This is a genomic window from Mesorhizobium sp. M7D.F.Ca.US.005.01.1.1, assembly GCF_003952545.1.
Lineage (GTDB): Bacteria > Pseudomonadota > Alphaproteobacteria > Rhizobiales > Rhizobiaceae > Mesorhizobium > Mesorhizobium loti.
Genome location: NZ_CP034453.1, coordinates 5,548,912 through 5,568,490 on the forward strand (window position 1 = coordinate 5,548,912; position 19,579 = coordinate 5,568,490).

24 protein-coding genes and 3 pseudogenes are annotated in these 19,579 nt (G+C 64.6%); 9 read left to right on the forward strand and 18 right to left on the reverse strand.

Annotated elements, in window-relative coordinates; translation table 11 throughout:
- Positions 1 to 58: 58 nt before the first annotated feature.
- The 4 genes from EJ076_RS26965 to EJ076_RS26980 all read left to right on the forward strand — a co-directional run bounded on the left by EJ076_RS26965 (position 59) and on the right by EJ076_RS26980 (position 3,065).
- Positions 59 to 847 carry an ABC transporter substrate-binding protein gene (locus tag EJ076_RS26965; RefSeq protein WP_126069904.1) on the forward strand — a complete coding sequence of 263 codons (789 nt, stop codon included), beginning with the start codon at positions 59 to 61 and terminating at the stop codon, positions 845 to 847.
- Between the two features lie 105 nt (positions 848 to 952).
- Positions 953 to 1,624, forward strand: a complete 672-nt coding sequence (locus tag EJ076_RS26970; protein WP_013530557.1) for an amino acid ABC transporter permease — start codon at positions 953 to 955, stop codon at positions 1,622 to 1,624.
- A complete protein-coding gene (locus EJ076_RS26975) occupies positions 1,621 to 2,295 on the forward strand; it encodes an amino acid ABC transporter permease (RefSeq protein WP_109660398.1) in 675 nt (224 codons plus the stop codon). The genes EJ076_RS26970 and EJ076_RS26975 overlap by 4 nt, the downstream gene beginning before the upstream one ends.
- A 26-nt stretch (positions 2,296 to 2,321) precedes the next feature.
- On the forward strand, positions 2,322 to 3,065 hold the full coding sequence (locus EJ076_RS26980; RefSeq protein ID WP_109660396.1) for an amino acid ABC transporter ATP-binding protein: 744 nt from the start codon (positions 2,322 to 2,324) through the stop codon (positions 3,063 to 3,065).
- Positions 3,066 to 3,212: 147 nt separating this feature from the next.
- Here the strand turns inward: EJ076_RS26980 and EJ076_RS26985 are convergent, their stop codons facing one another.
- Both EJ076_RS26985 and EJ076_RS26990 read right to left on the reverse strand, forming a co-directional pair.
- Positions 3,213 to 4,328: an alkene reductase gene (locus EJ076_RS26985; RefSeq protein ID WP_126069905.1), complete on the reverse strand. Its 1,116-nt coding sequence runs from the start codon at positions 4,326 to 4,328 to the stop codon at positions 3,213 to 3,215.
- Positions 4,329 to 4,367: 39 nt separating this feature from the next.
- Positions 4,368 to 4,658 (reverse strand): metalloregulator ArsR/SmtB family transcription factor, encoded by a 291-nt coding sequence (locus tag EJ076_RS26990; protein ID WP_109661360.1) that lies wholly within the window; start codon positions 4,656 to 4,658, stop codon positions 4,368 to 4,370.
- A 77-nt stretch (positions 4,659 to 4,735) separates the two neighbouring features.
- Between EJ076_RS26990 and EJ076_RS36165 the strand changes: the two are divergent.
- Positions 4,736 to 4,828 (forward strand): annotated as a pseudogene (locus EJ076_RS36165) (polar amino acid ABC transporter ATP-binding protein); the annotation flags it as partial.
- Positions 4,829 to 4,850: 22 nt separating this feature from the next.
- Here the strand turns inward: EJ076_RS36165 and arsK are convergent.
- From arsK to EJ076_RS27055, 12 genes and pseudogenes are all read right to left on the reverse strand, one after another.
- A complete protein-coding gene (gene arsK / locus EJ076_RS27000; RefSeq protein WP_126069906.1) occupies positions 4,851 to 6,092 on the reverse strand; it encodes an arsenite efflux MFS transporter ArsK in 1,242 nt (413 codons plus the stop codon).
- Positions 6,085 to 7,515, reverse strand: coding sequence for an NAD(P)-binding domain-containing protein (locus tag EJ076_RS27005; RefSeq protein ID WP_126069907.1), 1,431 nt, complete (start codon positions 7,513 to 7,515; stop codon positions 6,085 to 6,087). The genes arsK and EJ076_RS27005 overlap by 8 nt, the downstream gene beginning before the upstream one ends.
- 44 nt (positions 7,516 to 7,559) lie before the next feature.
- The gene (locus tag EJ076_RS27010) at positions 7,560 to 7,880 is read right to left on the reverse strand and encodes a metalloregulator ArsR/SmtB family transcription factor (protein WP_126069908.1); all 321 of its coding nucleotides are present in this window, start codon (positions 7,878 to 7,880) and stop codon (positions 7,560 to 7,562) included.
- A 63-nt stretch (positions 7,881 to 7,943) separates the two neighbouring features.
- Positions 7,944 to 8,366, reverse strand: coding sequence for an arsenate reductase (glutaredoxin) (gene arsC / locus EJ076_RS27015; protein ID WP_109660385.1), 423 nt, complete (start codon positions 8,364 to 8,366; stop codon positions 7,944 to 7,946).
- Positions 8,363 to 9,052 carry an MIP/aquaporin family protein gene (locus EJ076_RS27020; protein ID WP_245462892.1) on the reverse strand — a complete coding sequence of 230 codons (690 nt, stop codon included), beginning with the start codon at positions 9,050 to 9,052 and terminating at the stop codon, positions 8,363 to 8,365. The genes arsC and EJ076_RS27020 overlap by 4 nt, the downstream gene beginning before the upstream one ends.
- An 8-nt stretch (positions 9,053 to 9,060) precedes the next feature.
- Positions 9,061 to 9,150: pseudogene (locus EJ076_RS27025) on the reverse strand (arsenate reductase ArsC); the annotation flags it as partial.
- Positions 9,151 to 9,172: 22 nt separating this feature from the next.
- Positions 9,173 to 9,505, reverse strand: coding sequence for a metalloregulator ArsR/SmtB family transcription factor (locus EJ076_RS27030; protein WP_126069910.1), 333 nt, complete (start codon positions 9,503 to 9,505; stop codon positions 9,173 to 9,175).
- A 66-nt stretch (positions 9,506 to 9,571) separates the two neighbouring features.
- A complete protein-coding gene (locus tag EJ076_RS27035) occupies positions 9,572 to 10,270 on the reverse strand; it encodes an RES family NAD+ phosphorylase (RefSeq protein ID WP_126069911.1) in 699 nt (232 codons plus the stop codon).
- The gene (locus EJ076_RS27040; RefSeq protein WP_126069912.1) at positions 10,264 to 10,686 is read right to left on the reverse strand and encodes an MbcA/ParS/Xre antitoxin family protein; all 423 of its coding nucleotides are present in this window, start codon (positions 10,684 to 10,686) and stop codon (positions 10,264 to 10,266) included. The genes EJ076_RS27035 and EJ076_RS27040 overlap by 7 nt, the downstream gene beginning before the upstream one ends.
- A 280-nt stretch (positions 10,687 to 10,966) precedes the next feature.
- Positions 10,967 to 12,400: an aldehyde dehydrogenase family protein gene (locus EJ076_RS27045; protein WP_126069913.1), complete on the reverse strand. Its 1,434-nt coding sequence runs from the start codon at positions 12,398 to 12,400 to the stop codon at positions 10,967 to 10,969.
- Between the two features lie 142 nt (positions 12,401 to 12,542).
- On the reverse strand, positions 12,543 to 12,926 hold the full coding sequence (locus tag EJ076_RS27050) for an ACT domain-containing protein (RefSeq protein ID WP_109660375.1): 384 nt from the start codon (positions 12,924 to 12,926) through the stop codon (positions 12,543 to 12,545).
- A gap of 15 nt (positions 12,927 to 12,941) precedes the next feature.
- Complete coding sequence (locus tag EJ076_RS27055; RefSeq protein ID WP_109660373.1) at positions 12,942 to 13,421, reverse strand: GNAT family N-acetyltransferase; 480 nt, start codon at positions 13,419 to 13,421, stop codon at positions 12,942 to 12,944.
- Between the two features lie 276 nt (positions 13,422 to 13,697).
- Here EJ076_RS27055 and EJ076_RS27060 point away from each other — a divergent pair.
- Positions 13,698 to 14,287 (forward strand): annotated as a pseudogene (locus EJ076_RS27060) (cation transporter).
- Between the two features lie 148 nt (positions 14,288 to 14,435).
- Here EJ076_RS27060 and EJ076_RS27065 read toward each other — a convergent pair.
- From EJ076_RS27065 to EJ076_RS27080, 4 genes are read right to left on the reverse strand one after another with little or no spacing between them, the layout of a single operon-like run.
- A complete protein-coding gene (locus EJ076_RS27065) occupies positions 14,436 to 15,044 on the reverse strand; it encodes a flavodoxin (protein WP_245462893.1) in 609 nt (202 codons plus the stop codon).
- Between the two features lie 22 nt (positions 15,045 to 15,066).
- Entirely contained in the window at positions 15,067 to 16,056 is a 990-nt protein-coding gene (locus EJ076_RS27070; RefSeq protein ID WP_126069914.1) for an aldo/keto reductase, read from the reverse strand.
- A 2-nt stretch (positions 16,057 to 16,058) separates the two neighbouring features.
- The gene (locus tag EJ076_RS27075) at positions 16,059 to 16,400 is read right to left on the reverse strand and encodes a carboxymuconolactone decarboxylase family protein (protein WP_126069915.1); all 342 of its coding nucleotides are present in this window, start codon (positions 16,398 to 16,400) and stop codon (positions 16,059 to 16,061) included.
- 44 nt (positions 16,401 to 16,444) lie between these two features.
- Positions 16,445 to 16,843 (reverse strand): cupin domain-containing protein, encoded by a 399-nt coding sequence (locus EJ076_RS27080; RefSeq protein ID WP_126069916.1) that lies wholly within the window; start codon positions 16,841 to 16,843, stop codon positions 16,445 to 16,447.
- A 154-nt stretch (positions 16,844 to 16,997) separates the two neighbouring features.
- On the opposite strand from EJ076_RS27080, the gene EJ076_RS27085 reads away from it, so the two are divergent.
- The 3 genes from EJ076_RS27085 to EJ076_RS27095 all read left to right on the forward strand — a co-directional run bounded on the left by EJ076_RS27085 (position 16,998) and on the right by EJ076_RS27095 (position 19,575).
- Entirely contained in the window at positions 16,998 to 17,891 is an 894-nt protein-coding gene (locus EJ076_RS27085; RefSeq protein WP_126069917.1) for a LysR family transcriptional regulator, read from the forward strand.
- A gap of 229 nt (positions 17,892 to 18,120) precedes the next feature.
- Positions 18,121 to 19,113, forward strand: a complete 993-nt coding sequence (locus tag EJ076_RS27090; protein WP_126069918.1) for a carbon-nitrogen hydrolase family protein — start codon at positions 18,121 to 18,123, stop codon at positions 19,111 to 19,113.
- A gap of 84 nt (positions 19,114 to 19,197) precedes the next feature.
- On the forward strand, positions 19,198 to 19,575 hold the full coding sequence (locus EJ076_RS27095; RefSeq protein ID WP_164548742.1) for an ester cyclase: 378 nt from the start codon (positions 19,198 to 19,200) through the stop codon (positions 19,573 to 19,575).
- Positions 19,576 to 19,579: the final 4 nt, after the last annotated feature.

The window sequence follows — 19,579 nt, forward strand, 5'->3', positions numbered from 1 at the left end:
AAGCACCCCCCCGGGGTGAAAAACAACGTGGAACAATAAAACAAGGAGGAATACCGAAATGAAGATTGCCAGACTTTTCATCGCCGGACTTGCTCTCGCCGGGCTCACCGCCGCGGCCAGTGCCGGAACGCTCGACGACATCACCAAGCGCGGCGAACTGCGCGTCGCCGTGCAGACCCAAGGCCCCCCCTTCTCGCTGGTCGGGGCCAATGGCGAGCGCACCGGCAGTTCGGTTGAACTCGCCGAACTGATGGCCAAGGAAATGGGCGTCAAGATCACCTTCCTCGACTTCGACTGGGACGGCCTGATCCCGGCACTGCTGTCGGGCAAGGCCGACCTGCTGGTCGCCGACATGACGCCGACGCTGGCGCGCGGCATGAAGGTCGCGTTCACCACGCCTTACATGTACACGGGCAGCACCGTCTTCACCAAGGCCGACAGCAAGTTCAAGACCACCGAGGACTGCAAGGCCAAGGGCACCAAGATCGCCGTGCTGCTCGGCGCCACCGGCGAGAAGGAAGCCAAGACCGCTTTCCCCGATGCCGACATCAAGAGCTACAAGGGCGGCGGTCCGCTGCTGCTCGACGCCGTCAACAACGGCCAGGCCGATTGCGGCGTCAACGACATCTCGGCGGTCAAGGGCCAGTCGACAGCCTATCCGGCCGGCAGCTTCACCATCATGCCGGACCTTCTGTCGAAGGAGCCGCTTGCCTTCGCCACCCGCTATGACGAGCCGGACCTGTTGATCTGGATGAACCTGTTCCTCAACCAGGTCAGCATCGACGGCCGCCTGCAGAAGAACCTCGACTACTGGGTCAATTCCGACGCCTGGAAGAAGGATCACTAAGCAGCGATAGAACCCGGGCGGTTTCGCGCGCGTCTCAAGCGCCGCGAAACCGCCTGGAATTTCGCTTCATCCGTCGTTTCCTGCACTCTGGGATTTCACCCAACGATGCTCGAAAATTTCAGTTTCCGCACCATCGTCGAATATCTGCCGCTGTTCGGGCAGGGCCTGGTCACAACCGTCTGGCTGTCGGCGCTGTCCTTTGTCGGCGCGCTCATCGTCGGCATCGTGCTGTGCGCCATGAACCTGCAGCGCGGCTGGCTGTTTCGCGCGCCGGCCAAGGCCTATATCGACGCAGTCCGCGCCACGCCCTTGCTGGCGCAGCTTTATTTCCTCTATTTTGGCCTGCCTCGGCTCGGCTTCGTGCTGCCGGAGCTGGTCGTCGGCATCCTCGCGCTATCGCTCAACAGCGGCGCCTATATCGCTGAAATCATTCGCGCCGGCATCCTGTCGATCCCGCGCGGCCAGGTCGAAGCCAGCGTCGCTTCGGGCATGACCTATGTCCAGCGCATGCGCCTGGTCGTCCTGCCGCAGGCCTTCAAGGTGACGATCCCGCCGCTGCTCGGCCAGGCGATCGTGCTGGTCAAGGATTCCGCCCTGCTATCGCTGATCTCGGTTTCCGAACTGACGCGCGCCGGCCAGTTGCTCGCCTCCGACCGCTTCATGCCGGCGGAAGGCTTTCTCACCATCGCCGCCTTCTATCTGCTGCTCTATTACGGACTGAAGGGACTGGCTGGCCTCTCCAGCCGCTGGCTCGGCACGGCGGGGGCGCGGACATGATCTGGCAACAGCTGCAAAGCCTCGCCGGCTCCTATCCGCTGGCCCTGCGCGGCCTCGGCATGACCGTGGTGCTGTCGCTGATCAGCCTGGTGCTCGGCACCCTGCTCGGCTTCGGTCTCGGCATCCTGCGCACCGGCGGCAACCGTCTGATCGACAGCTTGATCGGGGCCTGGGTCGATCTCATCCGCGGCACGCCGTTCCTGGTGCAGATCTTCCTGATCTTCTTCATCCTGCCAGAGTTCGGCATCGAGCTCGACGCCTTCACTGCCGGCATCATAGCGCTGACCAATCTGGCCGCCTGCTTCATCTGCGAGATCGTCGTCGCCGGCATCCGCTCGGTACCGACCGGCCAGGTCGAGGCGGCACTGGCATCCGGCCTATCGCGCTGGCAGCGCATGCGCCAGGTGGTGCTGCCGCAGGCCATGCGCATCGTGCTGCCGCCGCTGGTCGGGCAGTACGTGCTGCTGATCAAGGATTCTTCGGTCGTGTCGGCCATCGGCCTCACCGACCTCACCCGCGTCGGCTGGCTGGTGGTGCAGCGTGTGCCCAACGGCCTGTTGGTCTTCTTCCTCGTCGGCGTCGGCTATTTCATCGTCTGCTATCCCCTGATCATGCTGGCCCGCCGGCTCGAACGGCGCATGGGTGCCGCGCATGGCGAGGTGCAGTTGTGACAGCCAATCCCAAAGGGCCAACATCGATGACCAAAACGGGCATGATCGACTTTCGCGGCGTCAACAAGTGGTTCGGCTCGCTCAACGTGCTGAAGGACATCACGCTCAGCGTCGAGCCGCGCGAGGTGGTCGTCGTCTGCGGCCCGAGCGGCTCGGGCAAGAGCACGCTGATCCGCTGCGTCAACGGCTTGGAGGCGATCAAGGACGGCGACCTCGTCGTCGACGGCCAGCGCCTCGGCGACCCCGCCACCAACATGACGCAGCTGCGCACCGAGATCGGCTTCGTCTTCCAGTCGTTCAACCTCTACCCGCACAAGACCGCGCTCGAGAACGTCACGCTCGCCCCCATCCATGTCCGCAAGATCCCGCGCGCCGAGGCCGAAAAGGCCGGGCGCGAATTGCTGGCCAAGGTTGGCCTCGCCGACAAGGTCAACGCCTATCCCGCACAGCTTTCCGGCGGCCAGCAGCAGCGCGTGGCGATCGCGCGTTGCCTCGGCATGCGGCCCAAGATCATGCTGTTCGACGAGCCGACTTCGGCACTCGACCCCGAGATGATTTCCGAAGTGCTCGATGTCATGGTCGCGGTCGCCGAGGAAGGCATGACCATGATGGTGGTGACGCATGAGATGGGCTTTGCCCGCAAGGTCGCCCAGCGCGTGGTGTTCATGGACGCCGGCGCCATCGTCGAAAGCGGCACGCCGGACGAGTTCTTCTCGCATCCCAGGACCGACCGCAGCCGGGCTTTCCTGAGCAAGATACTCAGGCATTGAAGGCAGCGACAGGGAGCGTCTTCTCGGCGCTTCCCGTCAATCTGTCCGGCGGCCATTGTATCGAAGAATAGCGTTGCCTTGCAACGGATCTGTACGCCGACCGGCCGCCCTTCCGCTGCGGGCGAAAGGGCAAACCGTCCGGGTGGCTCAGGCTGCCGTCGGATAGTCCGTATAGCCCCTGGCGTCGCCGCCATAGAACGTCGCCTTGTCGGGGGCGTTGAGTTCGGCATTCCGCTTCAACCGGCTCACGAGGTCGGGATTGGCGATGAACAGCTTGCCGAACGCGACAAGGTCCGCCTTGCCGTCGGCAACGGCCTTTTCGGCCAGTTCCTTGTCGTAGCCATTGTTCACCAGCCAGGCACCGCGTCCGCCAGCCTTGTGGTAGGTGGCCTTGAGTTCCGCGTAGTCGAACGGCTTGTCGCCCTGGCTGAAGTCACGCGCCCCGCCGGTCGCGCCTTCGACGATATGGATATAGGCCAGGCTGCGACGGCCCAGTCCCTCCACCACATGGTTGAACAACGGCTGCGGATTGGCATCCGAAGTGTCGTTGGCGGGCGTCACCGGCGACAGCCGGATCCCGGTCCTGCCGGCGCCGACGGCGCCCGCGACCGCGTCGACCACCTCGAACAGGAAGCGCGTCCGGTTCTCGATGGAACCGCCATAGTCATCGGTACGATGGTTGGTGCCCGAGCGCAGGAACTGGTCGACGAGATAACCATTGGCGCCATGGATCTCGACGCCGTCGAAACCTGCCTCCTCGATCGCCGCCTTGGCGGCGCGGCGGAAATCGTCGACGATGCCGGGGATTTCGGCCGCATCGAGCGCGCGCGGCTCGGAGGTCTCGGCGAACTCGCCGCTGCCATCCGGCCTGACCAGGAAAGTCTTGGAGTTTGCCCTGATCGCCGACGGCGCCACCGGCTTGCCGCCGCCGGGCTGCAACGAAACATGCGAGATGCGTCCGACATGCCAGAGCTGGACCACGATCTTGCCGCCGGCTCTATGGACCGCGTCCGTGACACGCTTCCAGCCGGCAAGCTGATCCGCCCCATAGAGACCTGGCACGTCGGCATAACCCTGGCCCTGATGGCTGATGGCGGTGGCCTCCGTCACGATCAGCCCGGCCGTGGCGCGCTGACCATAATAGGTGACCGAGAGGTCGCCGGGGACCGCATTGGGTGAACGATTGCGCGTCAGCGGCGCCATGACGATGCGGTTCGCCAGCGCCAGGTCGCCGGCCTGCAGCGGATCAAAGAGTGTAGTCATGAGAAAAAGCCTTTCATGGGGGAGGACGGGGGAGGATCGTCAGAGACCGGACAGGGCGGCCTGGAAGGCCGCGATGGTTTCTTCGTTGCGCTTGTAGAACACCCATTGGCCGACCCGCCGTGTCGTGACGAGGTCCGCCGACGCCAGCGTCGCCAGATGCGCCGAGACGCTGGACTGCGCCAGGCCGCGACGGTCGAACTGGCTGGCGCAGACCCCCATCTCGAGCGGATGCGCCTGCGCGGCGAAGTGCTGTTCAGGCTCCTTCAGCCACGCCAGGACATCGCGTCGAAACGGATGCGCCAGCGCCTTCAATATGATGTCCTGGTCCATATTTACCTGCATCGATCTCAACCGATATATAGATCGGGTAGAGGCGATATGGCAGGAAAACCATTCCATTTTTGCCGGCGATCGGAGAAAGCGGCACCCCGGACGAGTTCTTCTCGCACCCGAAGACAGATCGCAGCCGCGCCTTCCTGAGCGAGATTCTCAGGCATTGAGGGCACCGCATGCCAACGCGCTTCAGGTCGCCTCTTCCGGATTGCCGCCAATCGCAAACGCCACCCGGCCGCCACGCCGTCTCAGCAGCGCGATGGCGAGGAAGGCGATGACGCCGCTCGCAGCGACGACCACCAGCACCCACAGCGAATTGGCGACGGATGTCCGCGCCATCATGAAGGCGAGCGCGAACGGGGCGAAGGCCGAGGTGAACTGGCGGGCAGCGCTCGCCCAGCCGAGCCGCGCGCCATAGCCTTCGCGGCCGAAGAGTTCGAGCGGCAAGGTGCCGCCGACGATGCTGGTGAGGCCGGAACCGAGGCCGAACAGGAACACGAACACGAAGGCGCCGAGCAGCCATGGCGTGGTCAGCAGCAGCGCGCACAGCCCGGCTGTGAGCAGCAAAGCTGCAATGACGGCGAGATGCGTCTGCTGCAAGCGCCCACCAAACAACATGTTGATCAACCGGCTGGCGACCTGCGCCGGCCCGAACAGGGTCGAAACGAAGAGACCCGCGGTACCGAGCCCCAGCGCCGTCGTCAGCGGCACCATGTGGATGAGGATCGCCGACAGCACGAAGCCCTCGGTGGCGAACCCAGCCAGCATGAGCAGGAACACGGCCCGGCCACGCCGCGGATCGAGCGGCGTGCCTTGTTCGGAAGCGCGGGCGGGTTCTTGCAGCGTTGCGGTTGCGTGGCGGCGCGACAGGCGCATCAGCCAGGCGTGGATCGGCAGGCAGAGGCCGAGATTGAGTGCAGCGAACAAGAGATAGACTTCGCGCCATGTCAAATGGGCATGCAGCGCCGAGGTCAGCGGCCAGAACAGGGTCGAGGCGAACCCGGCGATGAGCGTCAGATGGGTGATGCTGCGTTGCGGCCGGGGACCCCCGATCTGCACGATCGCCACGAAGGCGGCACTGTAGAGCACGAAGCTGGAGGCCAGTTCCATCGCCAGCAATGCGAGAGCGAAGCTCACGCGGCCGGGCGCGACGGCGCACAGCGCCAGTGCCACGGCCGCCGCGACCGAGCCGATGGTCATGATGCGGCCGGCGCCGAAGCGGTCGGCCCACCGCCCGGCCGTCGGCGCGAACAGGCTGCCGGCAAACAGCGAGGCGGACAGGGCTGCGAATACCCAGCCTTCCGTCAGGCCGAACTCCTTGGCCATTGCCGGCGCCAGGATCGAGAAGCTGTAGAAAAGCGTGCCGTAGCCGATGATCTGGGTCAGCCCCAGCGCCCAGATCGCTTTGCGCAGAACGGACCGGTCAGGCATCGATGCTGGCTGCCATCGTCTCTTGCGCCTCGGCGCTGGCCGGCGTGGTTGCGCAGCCGCAGCCCGAGGCGCCCTTGGCCTTGGCATGCGCATCCTCGACACAGCAAGCGTCGACATCGGCCGGCGCAGGCCCGCCGCAGCAGCCGGCGCTTGCCGATACCGTCACGACACCGACCGCGCTGCACACGCCGGTCTCCGGCAACACCAGCCGCACCTCGCGGGCCGCGACATGGTCTCCGGCAATGTCGGCGACCACCGAGCGGACCTGCTCGTAGCCGGTCGCCATCAGGAAGGTCGGGGCGCGGCCATAGGATTTCGAGCCGACGATGGTGAAGCCGGGTTCGGGATGCGCGAGTTCCGCGATGCCATGCGCGGGAACCGTGCCGCAGGAGTGGAAATTCGGATCGATCAGCGGCGCCAGCGCCGGCGGCGCTTCGACGACGGGATCAAGCGCGATGCGGATTTCGCCGAGGAACGACAGATCGGGCCGGAAGCCGGTGGTGACGACAATGCGGTCGACGGCCAGGCTGAACGGCTTGCCGGCGAGGTGAGCGTCAACGACGAGCCCTCCGCCCTGCGTCTCGATGCGGTTGACGGCGAAAGGCGCCAGCATGTTCAGTCTGCCGTCCGCCATCGCCTGCCTGGCGGCCAGCCCAAGCGCGCCGCGTTCGGGCAACTGGTCGTTCAGCCCGCCGCCGAGCAGCCTGTCGACGCTGGCATGGCGCAGCGCCCAGAAGATCTCGGTGCCAGGTGCCGCGTCCTGCAGTTCCATCAGCGCCAGGGCGACGTTGATGGCCGAGTGCCCGCCGCCGATGACCAGGACGCGCTTGCCCGCATAGTCTTCTCTCGCCTTGCCGACCACGTCGGGAATGCCATAGGCGATGCGCGCCGACGCCGCGCCTTCGCCGGGAACCGGCAGGCCGTCGACACCGATCGGGTTTGGCCGCCACCATGTTCCGGACGCGTCGATGACGGCGCGGGCGAGAACGCGGTGCTCGCCGCCGGCATCGCGATAGCGGATGACGAAGGGCGCGTCCTTGCGGCCGTCATTGGCGGCCTTGTCATGTCCCTGACGGGTAATCGCGGTGACCTCCGCACCGAGTTTCAAATTGGCGGCGATCGCCGGAAGTGCCGCGAGAGGCGCCAGATAATCGCGCGCGATCTCGCCGCCGGTCGGCAGGCCTTGGCTGTCCGGCGCCGTCCAGCCGGAGCGGTCGAGCAGCGCCCGCGCCGCTGCGTCGATGTTGTATTCCCACGGCGAAAACACCCGCACATGGCCCCATTCGAGCAGTGCCGCACCCACGCTTTCACCACGCTCCAGGATGAGCGGACGGATGCCGCGCTCGACCAGATGCGCCACGGCTGCAAGGCCGACCGGGCCGGCGCCGATCACCGCGACGGGAAGATTTGCCATCATGTCCATAGGTTCGATCCTTCCGGTATCTTCGAATTACAAGCGCAAAAAAATCAAGCCAGGGCTTTGCTGGCGGCGGGCGCGCAAGCGGCGTCAGCGCAGCACTCGTCGGCGAGATAGCCGATCAGCGCGTTCATGCCGGGATAGTTGGCGCGGCAGATCAGCGTCGTCGCCTGCCGCTCCTGCGTCACCAGGCCGGTGTCGACCAGCCGCTTGAGGTGATGCGACAGCGTCGAGGACGGAATGTCGAGCTTGCCCTGGACACTGCCGACAGCAAGCCCATCATCGCCGGCGCGCACCAGGATGCGATAGAGCTGAAGCCGCGTCGGGTTGCCGAGCGCTTCGAGTTGGGCGGCTGCTTTTTCGAGTTTCATGGAAATAGGCTATGCGACACTTTTCGCGCCGTCAACTCAATTTCGAAAAATATGGAAATAGCGTTAGCCGGCACGCTTGCCCGAGGCGTAAGTGACCACCTCGCCATCCTCCTTGGTGAACGCGCCGATCTCCGGGTTGGGCAGGATGTCCAGCACCTTTTCCGACGGCCGCGCCAGGACGACGCCGAGCGGGCTGACCACGATCGGCCGGTTGATCAGGATCGGATGCGCCAGCATGAAATCGAGGATCTTCTCGTCGGACCATTTCGGGTCGGCAAGGCCGAGTTCGGCATAGGGCGTGCCCTTCTCGCGCAGCAGGTCGCGCGGCGTCATGCCCATCGCCGCGATCAGTTCGACCAGCCTTTCGCGCGACGGCGGCGTCTTCAGATATTCGATCACCTCCGGCTCTTCGCCGGACTGCCGGATAATGGCCAGCGTGTTGCGCGAGGTGCCGCAATCGGGGTTGTGGTAGATGGTTATGGTCATCGCGCGGCCTTCATCTGTTTGATCGGTTTCGCTTCGGCAAGCAGCCAGCCCGCCAGCGCCATGGCCAGCAGCGCCCCCAGCAATTCGGCGGCAATAAAGCCCGGCAGGTCGACCGGACGGATGCCCGCGAATGTGTCTGAGAATGCCCGGGCAACGGCGACGGCCGGATTGGCGAAGGAGGTCGAGGCCGTGAACCAGTAGGCGGCGGTAATGTAGAGTCCAACCAGCCAGGGGATCGCGTCTGAACGGAAGCGCAGTCCTGCCAGGATGGTGAAGACGAGCCCGAAGGCGGCCACCGCCTCCGCGAGCCATTGCCCGGCTCCGGTCCGCACCGTCGCGGAAACCTGCAGGATCGGCAGCTCGAACATGGCGTGAGCCAGAAACGATCCGGCGATGCCGCCCCCGATTTGGGCAACGACATAGGCAAGCGCGGCGTTCGCCTCGATCTCGCGGCGAAGCGCGAACACCAGCGTGACGGCCGGATTGAAATGCGCCCCGGAGATCGGCCCCAGTATCGTGATCAGCACGACGAGGATCGCCCCGGTCGGCAGCGTGTTGCCGAGCAGCGAAATGGCGACGTCGTGAGTCAGCCGGGCGGCCATGATGCCGGAGCCGACCACGGTCGCGACCAGCAGCGCGGTTCCCAGCGCTTCCGCGACGATGCGGCGTGGCAAGTCGTCCGCCACGGTCTTCATCCGACGCGGTTCGGCATCGTCTCGGCCAGGATCGAGCGGGCCGAGTTACCGGTGCATGGCAAAAGAACGTTGAATGTCGGATCGCTCATCGGCGGTTGCTCCCAGACAGGACTAGCAGTCACAGGTCACGGCATTGATGACGGGTCGGCAGAGTTCCGGCGCGCCATTGCAGCAATCTTCCATCAGATAGGCCAGCAGGTCGCGCAAGCCGGTCATGTCGGCGACGTAGCGCACGATCCGACCGTCGCGTTCGGGGCGGATCAGCCCGGCATGGGCGAGCACCTTCAGATGCGCTGACATGGTGTTCTGGACCGTGTCCAGCCTTGTCGCGATCTCGCCAGCCGGAATGCCTTCCGGCCCGGCGCGCACGAGCAGCCGGAAGACATCCAGCCGCGTCTCCTGGCCAAGGGCCGCCAGTGCATTCAAAGTGTCATTCTTATCCATATATCCGAATCCTTGGATTTATGGATATCGACTTCCCCGCGATCTGTAAAGCGCGTCCGCCCGCCATCAGGTGACGGCCAGCACCTTCCCCGTATCGTGCTGACGCACGAAATCCACGCGGGCGCCATCCCAGTGGTAGCTGTAGTGGCGGCCCTGGACGGGAATGGTGATCGCGTCGGGCCAGAAGATGCCGATGCAGCCGCCGCCCGGCATGCGCACGCTGTTCCACACCAGCCCATCGCTGCCGGCAGCCCGCAACGCCCGCCCTTCCGCCTGCGAGGCGGTGTAGTCGTCCGGGTCGAGCACTCCTGGCACGGCGTTCACGTCATCGAGGCTGCGGTCGACGCCGCCGATCAGCACGCGGAAATCCGCTGTCCAGCCCGGCCCCTCATTGGTGGCGCCCATGAATTTCTGATGGTGGTGGATGGTCTCGGCCAGCGCCACCTCCTCGCTGTCGCCGGCATAGTAGATCCCGTAACTGCCATCCGAGAAACGGCCTGGCCTGAGCGTCGAGCAATGCACGAAGGGCGCCATCACGAAGCTGGCGCCGGGGCCGGAAATCCGCCGGGCGGCCGACACCTTGCCGAGGTCGCCGATCTCGAACCGGATGCGCGGGTTGGTCTTCGCCTCGACGGCGGCAAGCGCCTCCCAGTCGCGCGGGTCGGCAATGTCCTCGAAGAGGTCGATGGGCGGATGGATGGAGCGGATGATGCGGAAGGTCTGGTGCCAGTCGACGCGGCGACGGACCGCAAGCCCACTCACCATGCACCACGCTCCGCATCGAGCCATTCCCGCATCGCCGAGAGATCGGAGATTTCGCCGCGCAGCATCAGGTCGAGGGCCGACTGGCCGCCGAAGGTGGCATTGGGCTTGCGGATCCAGGCGTAGCCCCGTGCCGGCTCCGTGAACAGATAGCGCAGGCCCTGGTGGATGCCCATCAGGTGCGCCATGCGGGTGCGCAGGTCGCGGTCGATCCGCCCGATGCCGCCTTCTTTCGCCCCAGTCTTCCAACGCGCCCAGGTCCGAGCCGACATACCGCCAAGCAGGATGCAGGCCTCCATATCCGTGAGATTCCAGGCCTTGAACAGGTTGACCGTGGTGCGCGCCAGCGCACCAGCCTCGTCATCCGAGATGGCGCTGCCGACGGTGGCCGGTGTCGTGACAATGGACTGAAGCTGCATTTTGGTGCCTCGCTATTGGCAGGTATATAGCATGTATTTGCCAATTGGCAAGAACAGACACCAGGCACGGCGTGGCAAGGCTTGGGTTCCTCGCCCCCACGAATGTGGGGGAGAGGTGGCTCGGCGAAGCCGAGACGGAGCGGGGGCAGCGCGGCCTTAGGTAGTTTAGAGAGAACTCGCCAGCGCCGCAGCCCCCTCTCCGACCGCTTCGCGGCCACCTCTCCCCCGCTTTGCAGGGGCGAGGAAACCAAGTCCTGGAAGGCCGCCGCCAGTACCCCGCCTACTCCGCCGCCTCATACCCCGCGATGCCCTTGATCTCGAGGAAATCCTCGAGCCCGTATTCGGCATATTCGCGGCCGTTGCCCGACTGCTTGTAGCCGCCGAACGGCAGGCCGGCGTCCCACTGGGGATAGTTGATATAGACATTGCCGGTGCGCATGCGTGCCGCCACTTCGCGCGCCTTCTTCATGTCCTTGGCCTGGATGTAGGAGGCGAGGCCATAGACGGTGTCGTTGGCGGTCTCAACCACCTCGTCGACGCTGTCATAGGGCATGATCGCCAGCACCGGTCCGAAGATTTCCTCGCGCGCGATGCGCATGTCGTGGGTGACGTCGGCGAACACGGTCGGCCTGACATAGTAGCCGCGGTTGAGCTCGGCCGGCCGGCCTGGGCCGCCGGCAACCAGCGTCGCACCTTCGTCGATGCCGGCCTGGATCAGGTCCTGGATCTTGTCGAACTGGACCTGGCTGACGACCGGGCCGAGCTTGGTGCCGGCAGCGTCGGCGGGGCCGACGGTGAACTTTTCCGCAGCCGCCTTGGCATAGCCGGCCGCCTCGTCGTGGCGGTCACGCGGCACGAACATGCGCGTCGGCGCGTTGCAGGACTGGCCGCTGTTGCTGAAGCAACCGGCGACGCCCTTGGAGACGGCGCTTGCGAGGTCGACATCCCCGAACAGGATGTTGGCCGACTTGCCGCCAAGCTCCTGATGCACGCGCTTGACCGTGTCGGCGGCGGCCTTGGCCACCAGGATGCCGGCGCGGGTCGAACCGGTGAACGACATCATGTCGATGTCGGGATGGCTGGACAGCGCCTGGCCGACGCCCGGACCGTCGCCATTGACGAGGTTGAAGACGCCCTTCGGCACGCCGGCCTCGTCGAGGATTTCGGCGAAGATGATGGCGTCGAGCGGCGCGATCTCGGAGGGCTTGAGCACCATGGTGCAGCCGGCGGCGAGTGCCGGACCGACCTTGCAGGTGATCTGGTTGAGCGGCCAGTTCCACGGCGTGATCAGGCCGACGACACCGATCGGCTCCTTGACAACGAGATGATTGCCCTTCACGTGGCGGAACTCGAAACTCCCTAGCACGTCGGCCATCTTCTGCAGATGCGCAAGACCGATGCCGACCTGGCTGTCCAATGCCATCTGGCGCGGCGCACCCATTTCGCGCGACACGGCAACCGCCAGATCGGCGCTGCGCTTCTTGTAGACCGCGATGATGCGGTTCAGGAGTTCGAGCCGCTCGCCGACCTCGGTGAAACCAAAGCTGTTGAAGGCGCGCTTGGCTGCGGCCACCGCCTTGTCGACATCGGCCTTGGAGCCGAGCGAGATCTGGGCGAAAGCATCCTCATTCGACGGGTCGATGACGTCGAAAGTGTTGGGCACAACAGGATCGACCCACGCGCCATCGATATAGAATTGCAGATTGTGTGACATGGTTTGCTCCTTGGGATGCACCGCATGGCCGTGCCGGCCGTCATATGTGGCTGGAGATAACGATGCACAACCGCCGCTGTCAAACGCAACCCCGGAAGTGGTTGAGCCAGTGCGCGAGTCGTTGAGCCAGAGCGAGGCTGGATTACAGCAAGATATGTCCAGCCTCGACCAGAAACCGCCTCGCGGCGGCCTGATCCGTCGCTTTCACCAACAGATGGTCGCCATCGAAAGTGGACACCACGAAGATGCCCAACCCGTTTTCCGACAACGGCCTTATGACCGACAGCACGATACCGGTTTCGTCGAAGGCAAACGGCCCCTGGAGTTTGAAGGCCACCCAGTCACCGTCCTGCCTGACGCTATCCGGCACACGATCCTGCAGACAAACGATCGAAAGTTCGTCGTCGGTCCTTGTGATGCTGACGAAGCCTGGCCCGTCCGCCCAACCGGGAATGGCGTCGCCCGCCTCCAGCCGGGAAACCGCGTAATGCCCTGAGAGTTGCCTAAGCCTGACGCTGATGGACATTGTCGAACTCCTTCCTCAGATTACCGGTGATCCCGCGAGCCTCTTGCTCATATAGACCGTCATGCCGCCCATGAACGGCTCTTCCCGATCGATCACATAGCCATGCTTTTTGTAAAGCGACACATTGGCCTCGAAGGCGCCATTGGTCAGCAGGCGAAGCTCGAGGCGGCCCGCTTCGATTGCCTTGCGCTCGGCTAGTTCCAGCAGCAGCCGGCCGATCCCCCTGCCCTGCGCCTGCGGTGCGACGCAGACATTCTCGATCCAGAGGTGATCGTCGGTCAGGACGGTTTCGATCATCCCGACAATGGCGCCATCCTCGACGGCGAGATCGAACGGATGCTCGGCAACCGCCTTCTCATAGTCAGCGCGCATCGGCAGCGGCTCGCGGCCGATCACCGGCACCCATTTGGCATAGGCGGTGCGCACAATGTCCCGGATCGCGGCGGCATTCGCCGGCGTGGCCGGCCGAAGTCGGATGGACGAAACGATGGTCATGAAGTGCTCCAGACATGAAAACCCCGCCGGCGGATGTCGCGGGCGGGGCTGGAAACGAACGAACCAGGTCTATCGTGCCGGTTGTTGTCGTCGCGCAATCAGCTTGCCGCTCGTGCAGGAGCGGCGTCGCTTGGTGATGGTGGGCGCGAAAACGAACATGGCGCCAAGCTGGAGCAGGAACCGCAGCGTTGTCAAGGCGGCCGCTGAAATCGGCAATGTCTCATGTCATGGAAACCCTATATGCCTTGCGGCAGCGGCAATTGATGAGGACAGGATATGACCGGGACGCTAGGCAAGGCGGTGCGGATGGTCGCCATCCTGAACCTTGGCTATTTCGGTATCGAGTTTGCCGTCGCCGTTTGGATCGGATCTGTATCGCTGTTCGCGGACAGCATCGATTTTCTCGAGGATGCATCCGTCAACCTGCTGATCATGGTTGCGCTGGGCTGGACTATCCGTAATCGAGCGCGGCTTGGAATGGCGCTGGCCGGGGTACTTCTGATCCCGGCTTTGGCGACCCTTTGGACGGCTTGGGAGAAGTTCAACGTTCCAATCCCGCCAGCGCCCGTTCCGCTAACGCTTACCGCGGCTGGCGCGATCCTCGTCAACCTGTCGTGCGCGCTGATGCTCGCTCGCTATCGCCATCACAGCGGCAGCCTTACCCACGCAGCATTCCTGTCGGCGCGCAACGATGCCTGGCGAATATCGCAATCATTGCCGCCGGCCTGGTCACGGCATTTGTGTGGAACTCGGCTTGGCCAGATATTGTCATTGGCCTTGCGATCGCCGTCATGAATGCCGACGCTGCCCGCGAGGTTTTCACGGCCGCAAGACGCGAGTTCGCAGAAAGCCAAATCCCAAGCTGAGATACTGCCATCCGATCCGGGCACGATCCTTGTGCCCTCAATACTCCTGCGCCGTCGGCCGCAACAGGATCACATGTGGCCGCTCTCTGGGTCTTCATGTGCGGCAGCGCGGCTGCGATGCCATAGAGCACGCCCTTAATGTGGTGGCTCAGCCGGGCACTTCGACCCTGCCGAGCCAGCGTCTGACCTGTTCCAGCGTCTCGCGCTCCTGGTCGCACTGCTTGGAAAAACCTTCGATGAGCCGCGCCGCTGGTGCATGGTCGGCGAGAACCTTCAGGCTCTGCCCCAGGCCGTAGCCGCCATGGGTGATGAACGGCACCAATGTCTTGCCGGACAGATCGTGTTTGGACAGGAAGGAGCGGATCACCGAAGGCGCGGTCATGCCCCAGATCGGAAATCCGAGGAACACCGTCTCGCAGGATTTGATGTCGGGCACCGTGGCGGCGAGCGGCGGTTCGAAACCGGACTCCCGCTGCTGCTCCGCCACCGCGACCTGCTCCTCATAGTCTTCCGGGTAGGGATCCACGGTGCGGATCTCGAAAATGTCCGCTCCGAGAGCCCGGCTGATCTGGCGCGCGATGACGCGCGTGTTGCCGGTTCGGGTGTAGTACGCCACCAGAACCTTGGCGCTGCCCGCCTGCCGCGCGTTCGACGCGGCGGCGGGCAGGCTCGATCCGGCACCCAATCCAGCACCCAGTGGCAATGCAAGCGCGGTCATAAGCGCACCTCGTCTTGAGAACAGGCCCGACTGGCTCATCTCGCTCTCCTTGGCGCCTGGCTCAGCGATCGATCCTTGCCGCCTGTTGCGGGGAGTAGCGCTCTCCCTGCACGGCAATTGCCGAGACCACATTTTCGATGTCGGCAAGATCGTCCGCCGTCAGCGCAACCGCCGCCGATCCTATATTCTCCTCGAGCCTATTGAGCTTCGTGGTGCCGGGGATCGGAACGATCCAGGGTTTCCGAGCCAGCAGCCAGGCGAGCGCGACCTGTGCTGGTGTCGCCTTCTTCTCGGCTGCGATCGCGACGATTGCGTCGACCAGCACCTGGTTCGCTCGCCTGGCCCCCTCCGCAAAACGCGGGACAGTGTTGCGGAAATCGCTGCTGTCGAACGTCGTGCTGGCGTTGATGGCGCCGGTGAGGAAGCCTTTGCCCAATGGGCTGAAGGGCACGAAGCCGATCCCCAGTTCTTCGAGGACCGGCAGGATCGCCTCCTCGGGTTCACGCCACCACAGCGAGTATTCGCTTTGAAGTGCGGTGACCGGCTGCACCGCATGCGCGCGACGGATGGTGCGCACGCCCGCCTCGGAGAGGCCGAAATGCTTGACCTTGCCTTGGCTGATCAAGTCCTTCACCGTGCCCGCCACCTCTTCGATGGGCACGACCGGATCGACGCGGTGCTGGTAGAGAAGGTCGATGCGGTCGGTCCTCAGCCGCTTGAGCGAGGCCTCGACGACGTCGCGAATATGCTCCGGACGGCTGTCCATGCCATCGTGTCCGGCCGTACCGGCGATGTCGATGCCGAACTTGGTGGCGATCACCACCTGGTCGCGGATTGGCTGCAGCGCCTCACCGACGACCTCCTCGTTCGTGAACGGTCCATAGACTTCCGCGGTGTCGAAGAAGGTGATGCCGCGCTCGAACGCCGCCCGGATCAGGCGGACTGCATCCGGCGTCTGCATCGGTGCCCCGTAGGACTGGCTCATCCCCATGCAGCCCAGCCCGATGGCCGACACTTCGAGGCCGCTGTTTCCAGGTGTGCGCTTTTGCATTGTCATTGTCCTTTTTTCTCGATGTCGGCCTGTTCCAGAACCTTGCGGGCAATGCCCAGTGCCGTGGCTGCCGTTGGCCACCCGGCGTAGAAGGCAAGATGGGTGATGGAATCGATGAGTTCGTCGCGGGTGACGCCATTGTCGAGCGCCCGCTTCACGTGGAAAGGCATTTCGTTGATCCGGTAGCCCGAGATCAGGCTGGCGACGGTGATGAGGCTGCGGTCGCGCGGCGACAGGCCGGGGCGCTTCCAGACGTCGCCGAACAGCACCTCATCGGTGTATTTGCCGAGCGCGGGAGCGATATCGGAGAACGGATTTTTGGAAGCCGCTGATGCATCGGTCATGATGGTTTCCTTCGGTGAGTGCGGGGCGCGACGCCCCTGGTGCTTCAATCAACCCCGTACTGCGCGTCGCTGACGTGCTCCATCCAGTCGACCGCCTTGCCGTCGAGCGCTTCCTGGATGGCGATGTGGGTCATGGCGGTGGTGGGTGCCGCGCCATGCCAGTGCTTTTCGTCCGGCTCGAAACGAACCACGTCGCCGGGCCGGATCTCCTCGACCGGGCCGCCCTCGCGCTGCACGCGGCCGCAGCCGGCGGTGACGATCAGCAACTGGCCGAGCGGATGGGTGTGCCATGCGGTGCGCGCGCCGGGCTCGAAGGTGACGGCGTTGCCGGCCGCGCGGGCCGGTGCGATGGCTTGGAACAGCGGGTCGATGCGCACCGTGCCGGTGAACCAGTCGCCCGGTCCCTTGCCGGAGGCTTGAGAGCCGCTTCGCTTGATATCCATGGTTTTGTTCCTTTTCCACGCCGGGCCCGACGCGGCCATTGGCTTCAAGGCCGCCCAGCTTTGGGCCGCCCGATCTTGTGATGCCAATTTAGGGCCTGCGATTGCCCATGATTAGCTGCTATAACCGGCATGTACTTATGAGAAGGGCTCATGAATGCCGCGAGACAATCTGAACGAGCTGACCGCCTTCCTCGCCGTCGCGCGCGAAGAGAGCTTCACCAGGGCGGCGGCCAAGCTCGGCGTTTCCCAATCGGCGCTCAGCCATACGGTGCGGGCGCTGGAGGAACGGCTGGGCGTCAGGCTTCTGACCCGCACCACGCGCAGCGTCTCGCCGACCGAAGCCGGCGAGCGGCTGCTGCGCACCGTCGGGCCGAGGCTCGACGAGATCGAGACTGAGCTCGCCGCGCTCAGCGCCTTGCGCGAAAAACCCGCCGGCACCATCCGCATCACCGCCGGCGAGCACGCCGCCGATGCGATCCTCTGGCCTGCCCTGGCGAAATTCCTGCCCGACTATCCCGACATCAAGGTCGAGATCATCGTCGACTACAGCCTGACCGACATTGTCGCCGAGCGTTTCGACGCCGGCGTGCGGCTGGGCGAACAGGTGGCACGCGACATGATCGCGGTGCGCATCGGCCCCGACATGCGCATGGCGGTGGTCGGGTCGCCGGCCTATTTCGCCACGCGGTCGAAGCCGCGCGTGCCGCAGGACCTGACCGCCCACAATTGCATCAATCTGCGGCTGCCGACCTATGGCGGGCTCTATGCCTGGGAGTTCGAGAAGGCGGGGCGCGAATTGAAGGTGCGGGTCGAAGGCCAGCTGGTGTTCAACACAGCCGCGTTGCGCATGAATGCCGTGCTCGCCGGATTGGGGCTCGCCTATCTGCCCGACGACCAGGCGCGCACGCGGCTTGCCGGCGGCGAACTGGTGCGGGTGCTTGCCGACTGGTGCCCCCCCTTCCCCGGCTACCACCTCTATTACCCCAGCCGCCGGCAGGCGACGCCTGCCTTCTCGCTACTGGTCGACGCGCTGCGCTACCGGGATTAGGTGTGAGCCTTTCGACCGGTCAGCATCGGTTGCCTGTCCGGTTGACGAAGCAGGACAGCATCGGCATCATTCTCCACGGCGTGGCCTGCGCCGAACCTCCAGGGACCGTCCCCAGCACGGCCTTTCAACGGAGGCAAAGGGGCTTTCCAGTCTCAGGCCGCTGTCTTGGTCCGACCGTTTCGGATGTGGTTGCTGGGGAACGCCATCCGGGACGTGAAAGGCCATGACAATGACGCAAAATACAAATTTCAAACGTCGTGTGCGGGCTCGCGCTGCCAGGACAGGCGAGTCCTATACGGCTGCTCTCAGGCATTTTCACCGCGGTGCGCCGGATGATCCGGCGCCCGAAGTGAGATCGGTGCGATTGGCCGTGGCACAAAGCACCGTCCATGACGACCCGCACGACATCGGCAAGCTGCGCGACAGCGGGCTGGAGATGCGACGCCTGATGCAGGAGGCCCGGCAGGCGGGCGCCAGACTGCTGCACTTTCCCGAGGGCGCGACCTGCTCCCCGAACAAGCGCATCATGTCGGCCAGCGGCCGCGAAAATATCGGGCCGGCCGATTGGAGCCGGTTCGAATGGACGGTCCTGCGCGAGGAACTGGAGGCGACGACAGCACTTGCGCGCGAACTTGGGCTGTGGACCGTCTTCGGTTCGGTGCATCGGCTCATTGAGCCGCGCCGGCCGCACAACAGCCTCTATGTTGTCTCCGATCGCGGCGAGCTGGTGACGCGCTATGACGAGCGCATGCTGTCGAACACCAAGATCTCCTTCATGTACACGCCGGGTTCGATCCCCATGACGTTCGAGGTCGACGGGCTCCGCTTCGGCTGCACGCTCGGCATGGAAGCGCACTTTCCCGAGATTTTCATCGACTATGAGAGGCTAGATGTCGACTGCGTCCTGTTCTCGACAATCACTGCCGCCGATGGTCCGGCCTTCGCCGTCGAGATGCAGGGACACGCGGCAAGCAACAATTACTGGGCGAGTTTCTCTCTCCCCGCGCAACACAGCCTGACCGCGCCTTCGGGGATCGTTGCCCCCGGTGGCCGCTGGGCGGCGCAATGTCCAGCCGATGGAACCGCCGCGATTGCCGTCGCCGATATCGACAACAATCCGGCAGACCCGGCCCGGCCCTGGCGGCGAACGGCGCGAGCGGGAATCTATCAGCCGCATCTGGTGGAAGACGACCAGCGCAGCAACGATCGCGGCGTGTTCTAGGAATCGGCTGGCGGCGATGTCGCATCTGGACTGCACCCGCAGTCGTTCTATCTTTTTGCTCGACCCAGCACCGGAGCCATCGCCGTGACCGTGACCGACCTCTATCGAGGCTACATCGCCTGCCTCAACAATCAGGACTGGCAGAAGCTGCATCGCTTCGTTCATGACGAGGTGCACTACAATGGCGACCGCGTCGGGCTGTCGGGTTACCAAGAAATGCTGGAGCGCGATTTTCGGGAAATCCCGGACCTCTATTTCGACATCCAGCTGCTGATCGCCGAACCGCCCTTCATAGCCAGCCGCCTGCAGTTCAACTGCACGCCGAAGGGAACCTTCTTCGGCCTGCCGATCAACGGCCGGAAAGTCTCCTTCAGCGAGAATGTCTTCTACGAGTTTCTCGACGATCGGATCAGGAGCGTCTGGTCGGTGATCGACAAGGCGGCCATCGAAGCTCAGCTTTAGAGCA